The sequence below is a fragment of the Bacillus sp. 22475 genome, assembly GCF_052044835.1.
In the GTDB taxonomy this organism is placed as follows: Bacteria; Bacillota; Bacilli; order Bacillales; family Bacillaceae_G; genus Bacillus_A; species Bacillus_A cereus.
The window spans coordinates 23812-43338 of the sequence record NZ_JBQENW010000025.1 but is presented as its reverse complement, the minus strand read 5'-3'; the positions used below and the strand labels follow the sequence as shown (position 1 = coordinate 43338).

Genomic DNA, 19527 nt, shown 5'->3' with positions numbered 1-19527 from the left:
TATAAAACAATAATTAAATAATGACTATAGAAAATCTCCCATTTTCTATGGTTATTATTTAATTTTAAAAATAGTGTTTTTATTATATAATTTAATATTTTATGAAATTAAATTTAAAAAGAAAGTTAAATTAGACATTAATAAAATTTACAATCTAATATATATAACGATATATGTTATAATTTATTTAAAATGTAAATACTATAAATTTCAATTTACATAATATTATTATGTAAATAACGAGGTGTGAGGAGGAATTAGAATGATTAGCGCATATGAAATGACTATGACTACAAATGAAGTAAAAGATTATTTAGATATAAGTCACTTTATTTTTAATAATTTAATGAAGCAAGGAAAGCTAACACCAATCAATAAGGATACGTGGCGTTTAGATGGTAGTTTTTTATTTAGTAGAGAAGAAGTAGAAAAAGTAAAAGAAGAACGTAAAATTGAGGGGATTACTTTATACCAAGCAAGTAAAGAGTATCATATTAGTATGAATCAGCTTGAAAAATGGATAGAAGAAGGAAAGTTAGTTTATTTTTTAATAGAACATCGTAATCGACAAACGAAATTTGTGAAGGAGGAGGATGTTCGTGAACTTGTTCAGCAAGTAGAACAAGCTAATCATATATATACATTTTCGCAGAAATATAATGTAGTATTATTTCAAAAGTTTGTAAAAGGCAATACATTGGCACGTGTTATTTCTATTCCAAAACGTGGTGATATTATAGTTCTTGATGAATTTGGAACTAATATGACACTTAGTGAGGCATTAAAAGCAGGATATGAGTCCGCTTATAAACTGTCGGATAAACCTAGAAGTCATCATCAAAGGTTTGTTAAGTTTCGTTTTCCTAAATCTGCGCAATTAAGAAACAACATTTTTCACATAATCGATAATATATTACAGTACGTATCTCCAAGAAATATAAAGATTTTAGAAGAAGAGACATTTTGGTATTTTGAAATTCGTCAATCATTAATTACATTACCACCAGGAATTCAAATGGAATGGATTGAGGAGTTAACGCCTTATATAATAGAAGGGAAAATTGTTCCAAGAATGAATCATAGTGTATATTTGGATAGTAATACAGTAACGAAGTCTGTCATACTTACAAGTAAGGAATACAAATACTTAAAAGAAATTACAAATGAAACAAATAGCTCTATTGAAGAATTTATAGCCATTGCTATTAGAGACAAAATTAATCAGCACTTACTTAAGTGAAATCGAATTTTTTAATGAATTAAAGCTAAATCTAGGTATTTTCTCTTTTACTTTTATTAAAATGCTTTAGGTGAAATGGAATAAATGCTAAACGTTCCTATTACTAAAATAATAGTGGGGATATAAAATCTGAATGTCTAGTTTGTATATCTTAAATACTTCCTATAAAGTCTGTTATCAGACTTTCGGAAGTATAGAGAAAAAATACAAAAATAGTTGTATGAATAATGTAGCGACAAATTCTCTCTATATGTATTATGTAAAAATATCTATTGTGTATGTAAAATAAATTTATATGTATGTATTAATCATTAATGTTAGAAAGTTACCCTATATTTTTTTGATATTATTTATATTTTTGTTTTAGTCCAAACTGCATTACGGCCTTTTGATATTAGTTTAATTAATTTTTCTTCTTGTAAACAAGCAAATGCTTTATTGATTGTGCTTGGTGAAACATCTGAAAATACCATTCGTATTGCTTCTTTTGTAAAAGGTAGTTCTTGTTTTAATATATACTCTTTAATTTTATAGCTTTTGTTCCCTTTCAGTTGGTAACTTGTAATATGTACGTCTAGTTCTTTATATGCCTCTAGAATAATATGTAATAGACATTTTAATATAAAGGATACATTGTGTTCTTGAAAATGCCAATTTGCTGAAGATTTATATAAGGCATCATAATAATCTCTCTCGTATTTTTTTATTATTTTATCCAGTGAAATATATTTCACTAGTGAATGTTTACTTTGTAATAGTAATAAAGATATAAGTAGACGTACCATTCTTCCATTTCCAGATTCAAAAGGAAAAATACATATAAAATTAAGTACAAAATTACAAATTAAAAGTAGTGGATCAATATCTTTTTGATTTAATAAATAATTGTATTCCTCACATAAATTTTTTACTGCTTCTGGGATTTCTTTAATCGTTAAAGGACGATAGCAATAAAATGAGAAATTTAGTTGCTCATGTTCTTCAAGTAAGATGTCCTGTTTTCTCCACGTTCCACTATCCGAAGTAGCATATTTAAAAAGTTGAAAATGTATTTCTAAGATTGTGTTTGGATGAATAGTAAGCTTTTCATAATTATTATGAATGAGTGATAGCGCATCTACGTAACAAGATATTTCATCTTCAATTATTGTTTTTGGCGACAAATCATATGTAATTAATTCTTTTAACCTTTTATTTGTTATTTTTAAGTTTTTATACATTGCAACAAAATCTTTGGTATGTTGAAGCTGAGTAGATTTTTGCAACTTTTCTAATGTACATGGAAACTCCTTTTCATAGACCTCCAATCTCCCTTGGTATTGTTTTATTTTTCCGATTAGGCTAGCCACATCTAAATTTATCAATAAATTTGTGAATTTTTCGCCAAAATACGACATATTTTTCCCCTCCTATAATATAAAACTATACAATACTTAACTGGATTTAAAGTGTTTTTTTGAATAATTTTCTAAAAAAAATTAAAAATATAGTTTTTTATGTGTGAAAATTACAATAATTAGGGTCTTTTTGCCTTATTTTGTGACAAGATTTAACATCAGATTAAATAGTTTCATGTTAACAAGCAGAGTTTTATATTGTGTAATTGCTTTTTATCAATAAGTGAGTCATTGCATATGGGGAAGGGGGAAGTCCTTACTAATGAAGACTATTGCTTTTTACTTACCACAATTTCATGAAATACCTGAAAACGATTTATGGTGGGGAAAGGGTTTTACAGAATGGACAAATGTAAAAAAAGCAAAACCACGTTTTCTGGGACACTATCAGCCTAGGGCTCCATTAAGGGATTATTATTACAATTTGTTAGATTTAGATGTACATAAGTGGCAGATAAATTTAGCAAAACAGTATGGTTTAGATGGTTTTTGCTATTATCACTATTGGTTCAAAGGGAAAAAATTACTAGAAAAACCAATAGAATTGAGAAATCAATGTAAGGAAATTGATTTCCCATATTGCTTATGTTGGGCAAATGAATCTTGGACAAGATCATGGGATGGAAAAGACCAAGAAGTATTAATGCGACAAGAATATGGGGATGAGTCTGATTGGAAAGAACACTTTAATTATCTTTTGCCATTCTTTAAAAACAAAAACTATTTAAATATTAAAGATAAACCGATATTTGTAATTTACCGACCAGCTTCTATACCAAACCTAAATAAAATGTTGAGTCTATGGAATGAATGGGCTCAATCTGAAGGGCTTCTGGGGATACACTTTGTAGAAATGTTAACAATTTTTGAAGATAAATCGGATTTTCCTTTTGATGCTGCTATAGAGTTTGAACCTATGTACACTTTAAAAAAACTAATAGGTAATACAACTTCACTACATCAAGAAAAAAAAGATTTTCACTTAAGTTATGATTTCGTATGGAAAAGAATATTAAACCGTCAAATTAAAGAACGTAAAAACATATATAAAGGGGCATTTGTAGATTGGGATAACTCTCCAAGGAAAAAAGAAAGCGCTTTAATTATGAAAGGGGCTAATCCCGATAAGTTTAAGAAGTATCTTTTACAACATAGTAAGGACACTGATTTTTTATTTATTAATGCTTGGAATGAGTGGGCAGAAGGCACATACCTAGAACCAGATGAAAAGTATGGATATAAATACCTTGAAGCTTTAATGGAGATAAGGAAGAGTCACTTCTAATAAATTGTAACAGCAAGAAGAAGGGGGAAACATTATGACTGATATAAATACTATGATTTCCATTCGAAACATTAAGAAATCATATGGAGATTATACAGTTATTAAGAATTTAAGCATAGATATCCGTAAAGGTGAAATTATAGGATTACTAGGACCGAATGGAGCTGGGAAGACAACACTTATATCGATTTTATCTACTCTTACTCTGCCAGATGAAGGGTATGGTACAGTATGTAACTACGACTTGTATACTGAACGGAATAAGATTAAAAAAAATGTGAGTGTAGTACCTCAAGATTTAGCGCTATACCCGACTTTAACTGCATATGATAACTTATCTTTTTATGCCGATTTATATGGATTAAAGGGAAATAGAAAAAAAAGCCGCATAAAAGAAGCTTTGCAATTCGCACAGCTTGAGGATTGGGCACATAAGAGAATTGATACATTTTCAGGTGGTATGAAAAGAAGAATTAATTTAGTGATCGGTTTGTTAAATAAGCCAAAAGTTATTTTCTTAGACGAACCAACAGTGGGAATTGATCCACAATCAAGAAACCATATTTTTAATTGTATTCGTCATCTCGTAGAAGAACTAGGAATCACTGTCATATATACAACTCATCATATGGAAGAAGCTGAGATGTTATGTCATCGTGTAGCAATTTATGATAAGGGTGAAATATTAGATATTGATACCCCAAAAAATTTAATAACAAAGTATGGGGAAAATTATTTAGAGATTGCAATATCAAATATTCCGGAAGAATTTATACATAAAACAAAAATGATTGCTGATGTGAAGTCCTGCACTTTGGTAGATAAAAAAGTCATCATTCAATGCGTAGATAGTTTTAATGTTACAAGAGAAGTTATGAAATTGATTCAAAAGTATAATTTAAAAATCGAATTATTTAATGTTAAAAATTCTAATTTAGAAAATGTATTTTTACATTTAACGGGCAAAAATTTAAGGTCTTAAATGAAAGGAGATGGTAAAAATGAAAGCTTGGTATATAGCTAAGAAGGATCTACTTATTCTTTTAAAGGATATCCCTGGTCTAATCTATTTATTTATTACACCTATTATAGTTATTGCAGTTGCTAGTTTTGCATTATCAAATGTATTTGATAGTAAGACAGAAAAATTCAAGATTCCTATAGTAGTAAATGATAATGGAGAACTTTCTAAAAGGGTTATTGAGGAATTGAAAAAAATCCCTGCCCTTGAGATAGAAGAAACTTATGAACTAAATGGTAAAAAGAAAGCATATACAGAAGAACAGGTAAAAAAGGAAGTTCAAACTAAAAAAGCGGCAATCGTCATCCCTAAGGATTTCACACAAAATGTATATTCAGGGAAAGAGGCCAAAGTCATCATCATAGAAGATGAAGTTGATCGCATTATTCCAAGTGTTGTTTCAAATGCTGTAACTCAAATTGTGTCAGAAATACAAAGAGATATGACTAAAGAGATTGTAAAACAAGCCTCTGCTCAAATGGAAGTAAATGTGAAAGTAGAGTTTAAAGAATTAGCATCAGATAATGAACATAAACCTACTCCATTTGAATCTAATGTACCAGGATATGCCGTAATGTTTGTACTTTTAGGTACTGCTGCAGCTGCAGGTGCATTAGTAGAAGAGAGAGAGAATGGAACGTTAAGAAAAATTCTTACTTTACCTATTAATACATTGTCAATCATTTTTGGAAAGATGCTCTCATGCTTTATAACAGCTATTGTTCAATGTGCAGTCCTTTTTAGTGTAGGACATTTTGTATTTGGAATGTGGCTAGGGAAAAGTGTATTAGGAATTATATTGCTAGTGATATGTACTGCATTTGCAGCTTCAAGCCTGGCAATTTTATTAGCTTCTATATGTCAAACAAGATCACAAGCAAATGGTATTTCTATTTTAATCGTGTTAACTATGTCTGCTTTGGGTGGATCTTGGTGGCCACTTTATATAGAGCCTGAATGGATGCAAAACCTAGCGCATATTACGATTACAGCTTGGGCAATGGGAGGCTTTAACGATTTATTAGTATATAACAAAGAGTTCTCCTCTGTTCTTATTCCATCAGCTGCATTAATTGGTATGGGAATTTTATTTTTAACCATCTCCATACAAAAATTTCGACGTTCTTATGAAAAGTAGGTGAAATAAGTGTACTTAGTAAAAAATGAGGTGAATGTTCGTTTTGGGGAATGCGATCCTATGGGAATTGCTCACCACTCTCATTATTTTCATTGGTTTGAGCTGGGTAGGTTTCAAATGCTAGATATGACTGGTATAAACCAGTATTTAAAACAGGAAAAATTGTATTTTCCAATTATTGATATAAGATGTACCTACAAAAAATCAGCTCATTTTCAAGACGACTTAATTGTAGAAACCTATCTTAAGAATGAAAGTAAAGTTTATATAGAATTTGTTTATAAATTATTCCGCAAGAGATGCAGAGTTTTGTTAGCGGAGGGATTTTCAAAACACGTTTTAACAAGGTCGAATGATCAATTAATCAGTAGATTACCAGAAGAAATTTTAGAAAAGCTTCAATTTGAAAATAGCGGGGGTGTCATATGATTACATTTATTTTTCCGGGACAAGGGTCTCAATCCGTAGGGATGTGTAAAGGGTATTTAGATAAATACCCAAACATATTTGTCCCATTATTTGAGGAAGCAAATGATACGCTAGGTTTTGATTTAAAGCAACTATGTTTATATGGACCAAGTGAAAAATTAATAGAAACCAGTGTTACACAACCAGCTATTCTTACGGTAAGCACAGGGATATCAAGAATTTTACATTTGCATGGTATAAGGCCATCTAAAGTAGCGGGGCATAGCTTAGGACAATTCTCCGCACTGGTAGAAGCAGGATCTTTACAATTCCAGGATGCATTATCCATTGTACGGAAGCGTGGTCAGCTGATGAGTAATGTAAAGCAAGAGGGGTGTATGTTAGGAATTGTGTCGAACACATATCAAACATTATTTGAAGTTGTAGAGGAATCTAAACAATATGAAATTGATATTGCTGCCTATAATTCCCCTACACAGGTTGTATTTTCTGGCGGGAGTAAGAGCATTCTTAAATTTCAAAAGGTACTAAATCAAAAAAATGGTATAAAAACTAAAATACTCTCAACTAGTCATGCATTTCACTCACGTTTAATGGGAGAAATGGTTCTTGAGTTTAAGGAGTATTTAAATTTATTTTCGTTAAAAAATGCTCAAATACCAATTGTTTTAAACTGTTCAGGAAAACCAACTACAGATAGAATCAATATTTTACAAGATATAGAAAGACAATGCGTAGATCCAGTTATGTGGCAAGACACTATCTACACTTTATTGAATAATGGTACGAAACACTTTATAGAAGTAGGTCCCGGAAATACTTTAACCAAGTTATGTCGCTCCTTTAAGCAGAACATATCTGTATCCTCTACAGAAACACCGATGTATTTAAAAAGAACCCTTACTACAATAGAGAAAGAATTTAAGGGGGAACGGGTCTATGTTTAATGGAAACGAAGTGGCATTAGTTATCGGAGGATCACGAGGCATTGGTAAATCAATAACAATGGACCTAGCCAAACAGGGCTTAACTGTTTACTTTACGTTTCAAAGTAATCAAAAATCAGCAAATGAAATAGCAAATACTATAGGAGAAAAAGGTGGAAAAGCGTTTCCTATGCATGTAGATATTACAAATGAGTCCTCTATTCATAAATTGTTTCAACACATACGCTCAAAGGAAAAAAGAATAGATATTTTAGTAAATAATGCAGGAGTTATAAATGATGGATTTGCTGCAATGATGAGCGAGGAAAAGTGGGATCATGTGGTTGATTTAAATTTAAAAGGAACATTTTTTTGTTGCCGACAAGCATTAAGAATAATGATGAGACAGAAAAGAGGTTCTATTGTAAATATTACGTCGACAAGTGGAATAACAGGTGCAAGAGGTCAATGTAATTACTCTGCTTCAAAGGGTGGGGTTATTTCCTTAACCAAGACTTTAGCATTAGAAGGTGGGGAATACGGTATTAGGGTTAATGCTGTTGCACCTGGTTTTATAAAAACAGATATGACAAAAGGAATGGATCAACAGACATTAAAAAGGATGTTAGAACTAGTGCCGCTTGGCAGAATTGGAGATCCTAAAGAGGTAGCATATCTAACAACATTTTTATCCTCTAACTATGCAAGTTATATCACCGGGAAAGTTTTTACAGTGGATGGTGGATTAGTTAATGGCTAAACAATAGATGATTTAATGACGAATCTTGAGTTAAACAAGGAAAAGGGGAAAACAGATGTTTACGTATGTAGAAACAAAAATTATTGCTGAAAAAAGAAAACAATTAACTACTAGAATTAAAGAAATTATAACTGAGAGATTAGATTTAGAAATCGAACCACATTTCATTACTGATGATCAACCATTATTCGGAAGAGGCTTAGGAGTTGACTCCTTGGATGCATTAGAGCTATTTCTGGCAATTGAAGAAGAATTTGGCGTTGCAGTATATGACGAGAATATGGCAGTACTGGGTTCTATTAATAAAATTGCCGATTTTATTGAAGAAAATAGGGAGGATGATGTGCAGTGAGACCGGTATTAAATGCAGATCAAATCCGAAATATCTTACCGCATAAATGGCCATTCCTTTTCTTAGATAAAGTTATTCAACTTGAGCCAGGAAAAAGTGGAATTGGTATTAAAAATGTAACTGTAAGTGAACCTTTTTTTGAAGGGCACTTTCCAAATGAATCCATTATGCCTGGAGTGTTAATTATTGAAGCTTTGGCACAAATGACGGCTGTTGTTTATGTTACAGGAGAACTAGCAAAAATAGATACACATGGTGCATGTTCACCTAAAATAGATCCAAGTTCATATGTGGGTTATTTAGTTTCTGTACGTAATATGAAATTTTTAAAACCTGTAGTGCCAGGAGACCAGCTAGAATTACATGTCCAAATTGGAAGATCACTTGGGGTAATCTCACAAGTGGAAATCACGGCTTATGTAGATAAAAAGAAAGTTGCTACTGGTAGTATTCAAGTTTCTAAAAGAGTTGAGGAAATATGATCCATGGTATAGATGTTCAAGTTCGTGAGTGTACAGAGGCAGACAGTGAGAAGTTAGCGCACTTTTATAATAAATATCAATATGGCCCCATTAAATATGGGTATCCCTTAAATAAGCAAGACATCAAGCAATTATTTCAAGAGCGGAAGATACAGTTATATTTAATTGCTGAATATGAAAATGAAATTATAGCTAGCTTATTATTTTCTAGTTTATCAGGTCAAAGAGCAGCAACTCCAGATGGAACCTGGGCAGGATTCTTTTTAATCCATCCAGAATTTCGTTCGGGAAATATACCAGATAAATTATTTGCCTATGCAATTAAAAATCTTATTCAACAAGATATTAAGTATATTGATACAGAAGTGAATCCGGAAGATAAAGTAGCCATGGCACTCTATAAAAGAGTAGGGTTATATCAAACAAGTAGGTCGTATATAGACTATGATGGCTACTTAAATTTAAGAAGCTATTTACCTTATGTTATTAATTATCTGTTAGATGCATTTAAACCAATTATTTCAAAAAGTGACCAAGAGATATGGCTATCTAGAGGTTGGAAAACAGTTAGGGGATTGAAATCCCTACGTTCTATTCAGAGTAACGCCATAACAAGAAATGGAATTGAAGTTGTAAAGTATGCTATTAATCTTGGAGCAAAAGATGTGAATTGTTGGGTTGATATAAAAAGTGAAAAAATTACTGAGGTAGAAACCGAACAAGTACGATTCACTAGTTATATTTTAGAAGGAAACAATTTAATTGTTGGAGAGAAGATTCGTATCTGTTATGTATATGAACACCATTTTCCAAATCCTATTGAAACTAGTATTACATCGACGATAGGGGACGATTACTTAATTGATTTCAAGAAAACTTTTTATCCAAATAAAAAGTACGAATGGGAAGAAGTTATAACAGTTACTAAGGAAATTGAGGGAGAGCTTGTTACTAAGTTAAAAGCAAAAGAAATAGAACTAACTGTTCATTTTGGAGTAACCATAGCAAATCCGTTAGAAATAAATGTTGCTAATTATCCTAAGTTAATTAATGGAAAAGAATCCGCATGCATCGTTAATGTGAAAAATAATTCTTTAGATAGATTAATTTACAAACTACTTATTCAACATGAAAACTCAAAAATACTAGATTTTAAACCGCTAGTAAAGCACCAAATCTGTATCTTAGAGCCGGGTGAAATTAAGCAACATCCTATTTTATTGAGTCCTAAAAAAATTGGTATTACTAATATGACACTTTCGGCTGTTAGTCATCAAAATAAAAGCATTGGGGATTTAAAGACAATAATTCCGATTCATGCGCATGGGAAAAATCATGTTTATGAAACAGAAGAACACTTGGTGCTAGAAAATATGTATATAACTGTACAAATAAGTAAAAGTACTGGTTGTTTATATATATATGACCTTAGAAGGCAGCAATTATTAGTAAAAGAAGCATGGCCAGATTTAGATTACCCATTTTTAAATGCAGTAAAAGAACCGAAAATAAATGAGCTGTCATGGGAAATAAAATCTGATTCATGTTTTGAAATTATTCATAAGGCCACTAAATTAAAGAGAAGCATTTGTTTTTTGTCAGATAAGATAGTTCAAATAAATGATTTCGCACAGGAAGGAAAATATATAAAGATATATCCTTGGTGCATGTTATATGATGCGAAGATGACGGTACCATTAAAGAGTGGGTTAGTTTCTAAACCTATGGTATATGGTGAGTATCCATATGCACTTCATGACTATGAATTTGTAAATCAATTCGATTTACCTAGCCATCCAGACATGTATGAGCGAAATTATACATTGTTTGAATCGCAAAATATTAATATTGGATTCATATGGAAAGGAAATATAGAGCGTATCCTATTTGGATTAAGGTGGATGCCAGCGGTAATATTTAAACGGAGTGAAAAAGAAAAATGTATAACAAAAACTCACTATTATACTTTATGCTCTCAAGATAACAAAGATGAAGTAGAGGAAATCTATAACGATATTACAAATCATACATCCAAATTTATATTTAATAAGGCTCCGTACTCAATTGAGACTGACCAATTTCATATTATAAATGAAAACGGGGAATTTCATATTCACGGAAGCCTAAAAAACTTATTTTCTTCCATATTAAAGGGGAAATTAACATTGTTTTTCCCTCAGACATCTTACGAACAACAATTGTTTATACAAGACATAGAATCTATAAATAATTTTAATTTTGAATTTAATGGAAAGGTTAATTGGTCAAAAGCACATTATGCCGTACTTATGTACCAAGATGAATTAAATAGAAATGCGATAACTAAAAAGATATATCTTTTCCTTAAAGGAAGAAATAAATTAACATATAGCGAAAAAAAACAAGAATATCTAGTTCAAAATAATGTACTAAATTTAAAGATTAAAGTAAACGAAGGTAGTAAAATAATAGAATTTATGTATAAAGATAAAGAGATTTTAAAAGAAAACTCAATATTAAGTTCTTATAATTTTTTACCCGGTGTAATGATACCAACAGCTAATTCTTATACTCCAGATTGTAGGAAAGATTTGAGCATTAATTCAATATATCTCAATAAAAGTAATCATTCAGTAGTAGCAACGGAAAATGCATATAAGGAATTTATTAATCAGGTTTTCTGTCAATCTGATGAGTGGAAAGTTGAATATACAACTGTATATGATCTACCTGTTTTACAAATACAATTGAAAAGTCTACAGAAAGATAAAATAAAAACTAGTGTCTTTCACTTATTCTGGGAGAAAAAAGGAAAAACAAAAATTAAAAAGATGTATTATTGGCAGAATGGCGAGCAAAACACGTTAATACCAAATGGCAAACAAAGAAAGATTTATTTAGATAATAAGGTAATTCTCGAATTATCTAATGGGTTATTTGTATCTATTTTAGCATTATCACATAGTACAAAATGTTTTATATACGAATGGCCCAAAAAAGGGATACAAATCGGAATATATGGTAATCAGAATGAATTTAATGATGGAGATATCCACTTTAATATTGCAGTTGGAGAAACTTTACTTGATAGTGAATACTTTTCGCAAATTTTAGTAGAGGGGAATAAGACATGAAAGTATTGTTTATTGCACCTAGTCATTTCAGCATTGGTGAGTTACATAATGCCTTATGCCTAGCTAAACAAATTCAAAAAGATGGGGAAGTTTATTTTTTAACAAGCGAAAAATTCTCATGGTATGCCAGTAAATCTGTAGCAAATGTTACATCACTAACAAAGGGGCTAAGACAAAAAGAGGTTATTAAACAAATAATTGATTCTTTTCAGCCTGATGCTATTGTTTTAGCTGATTACCATAATTTATTTTTAGAGTCTCCAATTATTGATCTTGATTATCTATTAAACCTACACATACCTTGTTTTTCTATTGATTCTTTAGCTTGGGGTAGTGAGGATCGATTATTAGAAAATAAACTTTTTAAAAATTCAAATTACAATAGCTTAAAGAAAAGATCATTGATAGAATTACCTAAAATCCCCTCTCAATTCAAGCTAATTAGAACTTGTCCAGTGAATAGTTATAAACAAGATAGTGAGAATATTACTTCTGTCAAATTATATAAAGAGACTTTACAAATAGATGAAGAAATAAGAATGAAAATAAGAACACAACTAGGTTGTAGGGAACAAGATAAATTAATTATGATTGCGAAATCATCTTGGGCCAACCTATTAGTAAAAATGAGGCTCATGGAGAAGAAACAGTACAATGATGCAAGGTTTAGTTATGAATATATATTACAAGAACTATTAAGCCTATATCTTCAGGACTTTCCAAGCGATACATGTATTAAATTAATTGGGGTTTCAGATGAGACCAAATTTGTTTCTATGAAAAATGGAGGAAAAATAGAATTTGTTTCACTACCATTTCTTCATTTGGAAGAATATGAGCAATTAATATTATCATGTGATTTATTTATCACCGATAATATTACATCCTGCTCAATGGGAAAAGCGGTATTTGGAAAAATACCTGTAATTAGTCTGGTAAACCATATGGAATATGAAGAATTAAAGACTCAAAGAGATAGCCATAATCCTACCTTAAGAAGCATTATAGAAAAATGGAATTATATAATACCTAATGGACTTTATCCATTTCTTGTATTTCCAAATGGATGGCATAAAGAATTAGCACCATTGATGGAGCAAAATGATTATTTTAAATGTGTGCATACTTGTGAAATGTTTGATTTAAAAGAAACTAGTCAAACCATATTTAATATGCTGTATAGCAAAACGGAGATTGATAAATTAAAGAAAATGCAACAACTGTATATAAATAATGTATGTAATCTACCGACAATTAAAGATGTGATAAAGAGAGAATTGGGGGCGCTTAATCATGAGTAATCAAATTAATGTACAAGAAGAAACTAATGAAGCATATGATGCAGTACGTAACGGAATTGGTGTAATAGATTTATCAGCAACAGGAAGAATTGTTGTAAAAGGGGAGGACCATGTAGAGTTCCTAGATCGTTTAGTTACGAAAGATATTATGTTTATGGAAGAAGAAACTACACTCTTTACCTTATTGTTACAAGAAGATGGGACTGTAATCGATTTAATTAATCTATTTAAAAATGAGGATTCTATTACAGTTATTACTACACCGCATAAAAAGGACACTGTACTAGCTTGGTTAGAAGATCAAAAGACGAATGGCATTGAGATTATAGATATAAGTCAAACACATTCTCTCCTTGGATTTGAAGGCCCTTATGCATGGAGATTAGCTCAACAATTTTTAGATTTCGAAATATCATCACTACCATTTCAATCATTTGTGTTAAATCAATTATTTGGAAAGGAAATTCTATTGGCAAGAACAGGTGTAACAGCAGAGTATGGTTATCAATTATTGTTTGAAAAATACTTGGAACCAATAGTGGTTGAAACCATAAATTCTTTTAAAGATGACGATATTAACTTGAAAAAAGTGGATTGGGAAACATTAGAGACGTTAATGTTAGAAATTCGACATCCATATTTTGAATTTAAACATTTAGAAGAACTAAATATTTTCGAAGCTAGTTTAGAATGGTTTATTGATTTTTATAAAGATGAATTTTATGGAAGAGAATCCTTAGAACAGCAATCGGAAGCTGGAGTTAATAAAAGAATTGTGGGATTCACGACAGGAATAGAGAGTCAAATTACAGTTAATGATGAGATTTTTATAGAAGAACAATTAATTGGTAAAGTTATTGAACTTAAAGAAAGTCCTGTATTAAACATGAGACTCGGGATTGCTTTATTAGAGGAACCATTTGCTGTTTCAGGAATTGGATTTTATGTGAAAAATAAAGAAAATGCTTTATATGAGGCACATACTCAGTCCTCACCATATATTCTACCTAAATCATGGTCAATCAAAATACTGTAAAGGTGATGGCATATGAACATGAATAATCAACGAATCGTCGTAACTGGCATGGGAATTATTTGTTCAAACGGAAATAGTGTAAAAGAATTTTGGGATAATATCAAATCTGGGAAATCTGGTATTAAAGTAATCCAAAATATCGATATGGCTGAAATGGTAACAGATTATGGTGGAGAGATTGAAAACCTTCAGGTAGATGATTACTTCTTTAAGGATGAAATAAAGGATATGGATCGCTGTGGAAAATTAGGTGTCATGGCGGCAAGAGAAGCGGTAGAAAACGCAAAATTAAAAATAGAAAACTTTAATCCATACCGAATTGGAATATCATTAGGCACATCTTTAGGAGGCATGTTGAGCGGGGAAGAATTTCATAATCAGTGGATTAAAGATGGAATTGAAAAAGCAGATGAAACGTTACTTTTTAAGTATCCAATCCATACTCCCTGTGACAATATTACTCGAGACTTAAAAATAAAAGGGCCAAAAATGATTATTTCGAATGCATGTGCCGCTGGTACAAATTCAATTGGATTTGCGCTGGATACAATTCGAAATAACAAAGCAGATATCATGATAACCGGTGGTGTAGATCCCTTATCTAAATTGTCAATGAGTGGTTTTAATAGTTTACAAGCACTAGCACCAACGCCACCTTCGCCCTATAGCAAAAGTAATGGCGTGGTAATCGGAGAAGGTGCAGCTATTCTTGTTTTGGAATCCTTAGATCATGCGGTTGAAAGAGGTGCAAATATCCTAGCTGAAGTAGTGGATTACGATTTATCTTCAGATGCATATCATCAGACGGCACCAGATCCGGGCGGGGAAGGTGCTTTGAGATCCATGCGAGGTGCTTTAAAGAAAGCCAATATAGATGCTAAGGAAGTAAGCTATATCAATGGACATGGTACAGGTACACCAGCAAATGATGTATCAGAGCCAAAAGCAATTCGTACATTAATTACTGAAAATAAGACACCAGTTTCTTCAACTAAATCAATGATAGGACATATGTTAGGAGCCGCAGGGGCGGCGGAAGCAGTAACAAGTATTCTTGCTATTCAACATGGATATTTACCTCCAACTATAAACTTTGAAGTTGAAAGTCAAAAGTTTAATCTAGATTTTGTACCTAACATAGGTAGGGTAAGTGATTTGAGTTATGTACTATCAAATTCATTTGCTTTCGGTGGAAACAATGCAAGTATCTTATTCTGTAAGTACAATGAGAACCTTGAGTTATCAGCGGCAAAGGAAAAGCTAATTAAAGAAAAAAAAGTCGTAATTACTGGTGTAGGGGGACTTGCTGGGAATTCTTCAAACCTTCAAGAAATTAAAGATTGTATGTTTAAGGGAAAGAGTGGTACCTCAAAGATTAAACAGTGGAACGACAATCCAAAGTGCATACAAGCCGGGAAAATACCAGAACAAAACTATCGAAGGCTAATACATCCTAATTTATTAAGGAAGATGGATTCAATTAGCAAACATGCAGTATTGTCAGTGAAAATGGCTATAGAAAACGGGAACTTAAAGATAGATAAAAATAATAGGGACAAGATAGGAATTATTTTTGCAACTGGTACAGGGCCAGTTGGAACGGTAGAATCATTTAACCGAATTATTATCCAAGAGGGTGTTAAGGCCGCCAATGCTAAATTATTTCCAAACACAGTTATGAACGCAGCAGCTGGACATATTTCATTAAACTTTAAAATAAAAGGGCCTACTTCAACTATTTCATGTGGCGGGGTTTCTGGTATTAGTGCACTATACTATGCCTATGCCATGATTCAATCTAGTGATTATGACACATTCATTGTGGTAACGGCAGATGAAGTAAATAATCCAATAATAGAGGGACACTCAAAAATAAAAAGATACTTAACAACTGAGAATATAAGTCCTTTTGATTGTAATAATAGCGGTACCATACTTGGTGAAGGGAGCGTTGCCTTTATTGTAGAAAGTGAGGAGGCAGCGTTAAAAAGAAATGGTAATATTTTAGCTGAAATTAAAGGTTTTGGGTTAACATCTGACGATAGTAAAATAGGGGACTTAAATCATCTAGGAAAGGCATGGGAGGAATCTATGCGTTTAGCAATGAAAGAGGCGATGATTTCTCCAGGAGAGATAGAATATATTTGTGCAGCTGCCAATGGTCATACATATTTTGACCGTATTGAAGAGAGAGTTATAGAACGTATATTCGGAAACGGAGCTCCTGTTAGTGCCACAAAATCTATCTTTGGGGAAACTCATGCAACTGCAGGCCTTCTTTCTCTCATTAGTGTAATATGTGCATTTGATGGTGAAATACCAGCTACGCAAAATGTAAAGAGTTATAGAGGAAGAATAGATCTTGTCACAGAAAATCCTCGTAAGGCTCCGGTGAACAATGCCTTAATTAGTACATATTCTTATGGTGGTAATTATAATTCTGTTGTAATAGGAAAATATTTAAATTAATTATTTATGTAGAAGGCCACTTTTATCAAGTAAGTATTGGTCTCCTGCATAAAAAGCTATATAGTTTTTAAAGCTTATGCTTTTAATTGAGCATATCAGAAAAACTATGAAGGAGCACAATGCCATGAAAGGTATCATTCTTGCAGGTGGGAGCGGTACTAGATTGTACCCCCTTACCCAAATTGTATCGAAGCAATTATTACCTATCTATGATAAACCCATGATTTATTATCCTTTATCAGTACTAATGTTGGCGGGTATAAGAGAGATACTAATTATTTCAACGCCACAAGATATTAATAAATTTGAGCAAATGTTAGGTGATGGTTCAAAATATGGAATTACCCTTTCATATACTGTTCAGCCTAATCCAGAAGGTATAGCACAAGCATTTATTATAGCTGAGGAATTTATTGGAAATGATAATGTAGCTTTAATTCTTGGCGATAATATCTTTTATGGTCATGGACTAACAGAATTACTAGAAAAGGCTGTTAAGAAGACTAGGGGAGCTACAGTTTTTGGTTATTATGTCAATGATCCAGAGCGCTTTGGGGTAGTAGAGTTTGATTCTAAAAAGCATGTGATTGATATCATGGAAAAGCCAAAGGAACCAAAATCAAACTATGCAGTAACTGGCCTGTATTTTTATGATAAACGTGTAATAGAAATAGCAAAAAATATTAAACCATCTAATCGTGGGGAATTAGAGATAACAGATATAAACAAAGAATATCTTGAAATGGGAGAATTAGAAGTTGAATTATTGGGAAGAGGCTATGCATGGCTGGATACAGGTACACACGAATCATTATTAGAAGCAGCACAATTTATAGAGACAATTGAGAAAAGACAGAGTTTAAAAGTAGCTTGTTTAGAAGAAATTGCATTTAAAAAGAAATATATAACCAAGCAGCAACTATTAAAAATGGCAAATTCGGTAAAGGAAAATCAATACAGCCGATATTTATTAAGGGTTGCCCATCAATAGCATTTAAATGAATGGAGAGAGAAGAATGCGTAAAATTCATACAGCATTAGATGGTGTTTTTATTATAGAGCTTGATAAATGCAGTGACAAACGTGGTTACTTCATAGAAACATGTAACAAGAAAAAATTTGAACTTTTAGATTTACAGGGAGACTTTGTACAAGATAATCAATCATTATCTGTTCACACAGGCACGATACGTGGGCTGCATTATCAGTTGAATCCTAAAGCCCAAATGAAGGTAGTGAGCTGCATTTCTGGTTCTATTTACGATGTAGTGGTAGATATCCGAAAGGGCTCTCCAACGTATGGGCAATGGTTCGGAACAATTTTAAGTGAGTATAATAACCGTCTACTTACCGTTCCTAAAGGGTTTGCACATGGTTTTTGTACTACAGAACCTAATACTATTGTCCAGTATAAAGTAGATGAGTATTATTCACCTAACCATGAAGGCGGAATTCTATGGAATGATGAAACGATAGGGATTTTTTGGCCAACTAATCAACCGATTTTATCAGAAAAAGATAGAAAACTACCTAGTTTAAAAGATACTAATATCAACTTTGTTTATGGAGATGATTTTAATTGAAATTATTAATAACGGGTGGGGCAGGATTTATTGGTAGTAATTTTATTCGGTATATGTTAAAGAAATATCCTCAATACCAAATTGTAAATGTAGATTTATTAACATATGCAGGGAATTTATCTAATTTAAAGGAAATATCACTAAATCAAAATTATAAATTCATCAAAGGGGATATTTCAAATGAAATATTCATAGATAAGCTATTTAAAAAAGAGAAATTTGATTATGTATTAAATTTTGCAGCAGAATCTCACGTTGATAGAAGTATTAAAACTCCCCATATTTTTGTCCAAACTAACATATTAGGTACACAAGCCTTATTACACTCAGCATATAAAACAAAAGTGAAAAAGTTTGTACAAATTTCTACAGATGAAGTATATGGGACATTATCTCAAACGGGGGCGTTTACAGAGCATACAATAATAGCTCCTAATAGTCCTTATAGTGCAAGTAAAGCTAGTGCAGACTTAATGGTACGAGCGTATCATGAGACATTCGGTTTACCTATGAATATAACTCGTTGTTCCAATAATTATGGTCCCTATCAGTTCACGGAAAAATTAATACCATTAACAATAACTCATGCGTTAAATAATAAAAATATTCCTCTATACGGTGATGGATTACATATAAGAGATTGGCTTCATGTAGAGGATCACTGTGTAGCTATTGATTTAGTTCTGCATGGTGGAGCAGATGGGCACATTTATAATATCGGAGGAGATAATGAATATACAAATCTAGATATTGTACAAAAAGTACTCAAATTCCTAAATAAAGATCAATCGCAAATTACATTTACCTCAGATCGCTTAGGACATGATAGACGTTACGCCATGGATGCTACTAAGTTGAAAGAAGAATTAGGTTGGAAACCACAATATCTATTTGATGATGGACTCACTCAAACAATTAAGTGGTATATAGATAACCGTACGTGGTGGGGATGAATTTTATTGGGTAAAAATTACATAAGTTAAACGAGGAATTTT

At 31.8% G+C, this 19527-nt stretch carries 17 protein-coding genes; 16 read left to right on the top strand and 1 reads right to left on the bottom strand.

Annotated elements, in window-relative coordinates; all coding sequences use genetic code 11:
• Positions 1 to 262: 262 nt before the first annotated feature.
• The gene (locus ACTJJY_RS25600) at positions 263 to 1240 is read left to right on the top strand and encodes a DNA-binding protein (protein WP_167319961.1); all 978 of its coding nucleotides are present in this window, start codon (positions 263 to 265) and stop codon (positions 1238 to 1240) included.
• Between the two features lie 350 nt (positions 1241 to 1590).
• Here ACTJJY_RS25600 and ACTJJY_RS25595 read toward each other — a convergent pair whose 3' ends face one another.
• Positions 1591 to 2637, bottom strand: coding sequence for a Fic family protein (locus tag ACTJJY_RS25595; protein ID WP_440606911.1), 1047 nt, complete (start codon positions 2635 to 2637; stop codon positions 1591 to 1593).
• Positions 2638 to 2899: 262 nt separating this feature from the next.
• Here ACTJJY_RS25595 and ACTJJY_RS25590 point away from each other — a divergent pair, with 262 nt between their 5' ends.
• The 15 genes from ACTJJY_RS25590 (at position 2900) to rfbB (ending at position 19485) form a co-directional block, all read left to right on the top strand.
• Positions 2900 to 3922 carry a glycosyltransferase WbsX family protein gene (locus ACTJJY_RS25590; protein WP_440606910.1) on the top strand — a complete coding sequence of 341 codons (1023 nt, stop codon included), beginning with the start codon at positions 2900 to 2902 and terminating at the stop codon, positions 3920 to 3922.
• A gap of 34 nt (positions 3923 to 3956) precedes the next feature.
• On the top strand, positions 3957 to 4904 hold the full coding sequence (locus tag ACTJJY_RS25585) for an ABC transporter ATP-binding protein (RefSeq protein WP_098277300.1): 948 nt from the start codon (positions 3957 to 3959) through the stop codon (positions 4902 to 4904).
• A 19-nt stretch (positions 4905 to 4923) separates the two neighbouring features.
• On the top strand, positions 4924 to 6081 hold the full coding sequence (locus ACTJJY_RS25580; protein ID WP_223618676.1) for an ABC transporter permease: 1158 nt from the start codon (positions 4924 to 4926) through the stop codon (positions 6079 to 6081).
• 9 nt (positions 6082 to 6090) lie between these two features.
• A complete protein-coding gene (locus ACTJJY_RS25575; protein ID WP_440606909.1) occupies positions 6091 to 6510 on the top strand; it encodes an acyl-CoA thioesterase in 420 nt (139 codons plus the stop codon).
• Complete coding sequence (locus tag ACTJJY_RS25570) at positions 6507 to 7457, top strand: ACP S-malonyltransferase (protein ID WP_440606908.1); 951 nt, start codon at positions 6507 to 6509, stop codon at positions 7455 to 7457. The genes ACTJJY_RS25575 and ACTJJY_RS25570 overlap by 4 nt, the downstream gene beginning before the upstream one ends.
• Positions 7450 to 8196, top strand: coding sequence for a 3-oxoacyl-ACP reductase FabG (gene fabG / locus ACTJJY_RS25565; RefSeq protein WP_440606907.1), 747 nt, complete (start codon positions 7450 to 7452; stop codon positions 8194 to 8196). The genes ACTJJY_RS25570 and fabG overlap by 8 nt, the downstream gene beginning before the upstream one ends.
• 55 nt (positions 8197 to 8251) lie before the next feature.
• Positions 8252 to 8548 (top strand): acyl carrier protein, encoded by a 297-nt coding sequence (locus ACTJJY_RS25560; RefSeq protein ID WP_000495741.1) that lies wholly within the window; start codon positions 8252 to 8254, stop codon positions 8546 to 8548.
• On the top strand, positions 8545 to 9030 hold the full coding sequence (fabZ, locus tag ACTJJY_RS25555) for a 3-hydroxyacyl-ACP dehydratase FabZ (protein ID WP_097826010.1): 486 nt from the start codon (positions 8545 to 8547) through the stop codon (positions 9028 to 9030). Before ACTJJY_RS25560 ends, fabZ begins: the two co-directional genes overlap by 4 nt.
• On the top strand, positions 9027 to 12143 hold the full coding sequence (locus ACTJJY_RS25550) for an N-acetyltransferase family protein (protein WP_440606906.1): 3117 nt from the start codon (positions 9027 to 9029) through the stop codon (positions 12141 to 12143). Before fabZ ends, ACTJJY_RS25550 begins: the two co-directional genes overlap by 4 nt.
• Positions 12140 to 13444, top strand: coding sequence for a DUF6365 family protein (locus tag ACTJJY_RS25545; RefSeq protein ID WP_440606905.1), 1305 nt, complete (start codon positions 12140 to 12142; stop codon positions 13442 to 13444). Before ACTJJY_RS25550 ends, ACTJJY_RS25545 begins: the two co-directional genes overlap by 4 nt.
• The gene (locus tag ACTJJY_RS25540; RefSeq protein WP_167319968.1) at positions 13437 to 14480 is read left to right on the top strand and encodes an aminomethyl transferase family protein; all 1044 of its coding nucleotides are present in this window, start codon (positions 13437 to 13439) and stop codon (positions 14478 to 14480) included. The genes ACTJJY_RS25545 and ACTJJY_RS25540 overlap by 8 nt, the downstream gene beginning before the upstream one ends.
• A gap of 12 nt (positions 14481 to 14492) precedes the next feature.
• The gene (locus tag ACTJJY_RS25535) at positions 14493 to 16949 is read left to right on the top strand and encodes a beta-ketoacyl-[acyl-carrier-protein] synthase family protein (RefSeq protein WP_440606904.1); all 2457 of its coding nucleotides are present in this window, start codon (positions 14493 to 14495) and stop codon (positions 16947 to 16949) included.
• Positions 16950 to 17073: 124 nt separating this feature from the next.
• Complete coding sequence (rfbA, locus tag ACTJJY_RS25530) at positions 17074 to 17940, top strand: glucose-1-phosphate thymidylyltransferase RfbA (protein WP_440606903.1); 867 nt, start codon at positions 17074 to 17076, stop codon at positions 17938 to 17940.
• Positions 17941 to 17965: 25 nt separating this feature from the next.
• Positions 17966 to 18532, top strand: coding sequence for a dTDP-4-dehydrorhamnose 3,5-epimerase (gene rfbC / locus ACTJJY_RS25525; RefSeq protein ID WP_087965097.1), 567 nt, complete (start codon positions 17966 to 17968; stop codon positions 18530 to 18532).
• Entirely contained in the window at positions 18529 to 19485 is a 957-nt protein-coding gene (gene rfbB, locus ACTJJY_RS25520) for a dTDP-glucose 4,6-dehydratase (protein ID WP_440606902.1), read from the top strand. The genes rfbC and rfbB overlap by 4 nt, the downstream gene beginning before the upstream one ends.
• The last annotated feature ends 42 nt before the right edge of the window (positions 19486 to 19527 follow it).